1 rRNA gene is annotated in these 1,847 nt (G+C 56.5%); it reads right to left on the bottom strand.

What is annotated here, in order from left to right:
- Positions 1-22: 22 nt before the first annotated feature.
- A 23S ribosomal RNA gene (locus ACIPWY_RS40295) occupies positions 23-1,847 on the bottom strand; the annotation flags it as partial.

Here is a 1,847-nt window from a genome sequence, read left to right as displayed (position 1 = left end):
AACACAGTGGACGCGAGCAACTGAGGACAAGCCCTCGGCCTATTAGTACCAGTCACCTCCACCCGTTACCGGGCTTCCAGATCTGGCCTATCAACCCAGTCGTCTACTGGGAGCCTTAACCCCTCAAGGGGGTGGGAGTCCTCATCTCGAAGCAGGCTTCCCGCTTAGATGCTTTCAGCGGTTATCCTTTCCGAACGTAGCCAACCAGCCATGCCCTTGGCAGGACAACTGGCACACCAGAGGTTCGTCCGTCCCGGTCCTCTCGTACTAGGGACAGCCCTTCTCAAGACTCCTGCGCGCGCAGCGGATAGGGACCGAACTGTCTCACGACGTTCTAAACCCAGCTCGCGTACCGCTTTAATGGGCGAACAGCCCAACCCTTGGGACCGACTCCAGCCCCAGGATGCGACGAGCCGACATCGAGGTGCCAAACCATCCCGTCGATATGGACTCTTGGGGAAGATCAGCCTGTTATCCCCGGGGTACCTTTTATCCGTTGAGCGACGGCGCTTCCACAAGCCACCGCCGGATCACTAGTCCCGACTTTCGTCCCTGCTCGACCCGTCGGTCTCACAGTCAAGCTCCCTTGTGCACTTACACTCAACACCTGATTACCAACCAGGCTGAGGGAACCTTTGGGCGCCTCCGTTACTCTTTAGGAGGCAACCGCCCCAGTTAAACTACCCATCAGACACTGTCCCTGATCCGGATCACGGACCCAGGTTAGACATCCAGCACGACCAGAGTGGTATTTCAACGACGACTCCCCCTGAACTGGCGTCCAGAGTTCACAGTCTCCCACCTATCCTACACAAGCCGAACCGAACACCAATATCAAACTGTAGTAAAGGTCCCGGGGTCTTTCCGTCCTGCTGCGCGAAACGAGCATCTTTACTCGTAGTGCAATTTCACCGGGCCTATGGTTGAGACAGTCGAGAAGTCGTTACGCCATTCGTGCAGGTCGGAACTTACCCGACAAGGAATTTCGCTACCTTAGGATGGTTATAGTTACCACCGCCGTTTACTGGCGCTTAAGTTCTCAGCTTCGCACACCCGAAAGTGCACTAACCGGTCCCCTTAACGTTCCAGCACCGGGCAGGCGTCAGTCCGTATACATCGCCTTACGGCTTCGCACGGACCTGTGTTTTTAGTAAACAGTCGCTTCTCGCTGGTCTCTGCGGCCACCCCCAGCTCATGAAGTAAATTCAATCACCGGTGATGGCCCCCCTTCTCCCGAAGTTACGGGGGCATTTTGCCGAGTTCCTTAACCATAGTTCACCCGAACGCCTCGGTATTCTCTACCTGACCACCTGAGTCGGTTTAGGGTACGGGCCGCCATGAAACTCGCTAGAGGCTTTTCTCGACAGCATAGGATCATCCACTTCACCACAATCGGCTCGGCATCAGGTCTCAGCCTTAATGTGCGACGGATTTACCTATCACACGGCCTACACCCTTACCCCGGGACAACCACCGCCCGGGCTGGACTACCTTCCTGCGTCACCCCATCACTCACCTACTACAAGTCTGGTCCGTCGGCTCCACCACTTTCCTTTCCCCGAAGGGTCCGGAACGGCTTCACGGACTTAGCATCGCCTGATTCAATGTTTGACGCTTCACAGCGGGTACCGGAATATCAACCGGTTATCCATCGACTACGCCTGTCGGCCTCGCCTTAGGTCCCGACTTACCCTGGGCAGATCAGCTTGACCCAGGAACCCTTAGTCAATCGGCGCACACGTTTCTCACGTGTGTATCGCTACTCATGCCTGCATTCTCACTCGTGAACCGTCCACAACTCGCTTCCGCGGCTGCTTCACCCGGCACACGACGCTCCCCTACCCATC

The organism is Streptomyces sp. NPDC090032 (genome assembly GCF_044748025.1).
Taxonomy (GTDB): domain Bacteria; phylum Actinomycetota; class Actinomycetes; order Streptomycetales; family Streptomycetaceae; genus Streptomyces.
The sequence above is the reverse complement of the archived record's forward strand: the minus strand, read 5'-3'. Positions and strand labels throughout refer to the sequence as shown.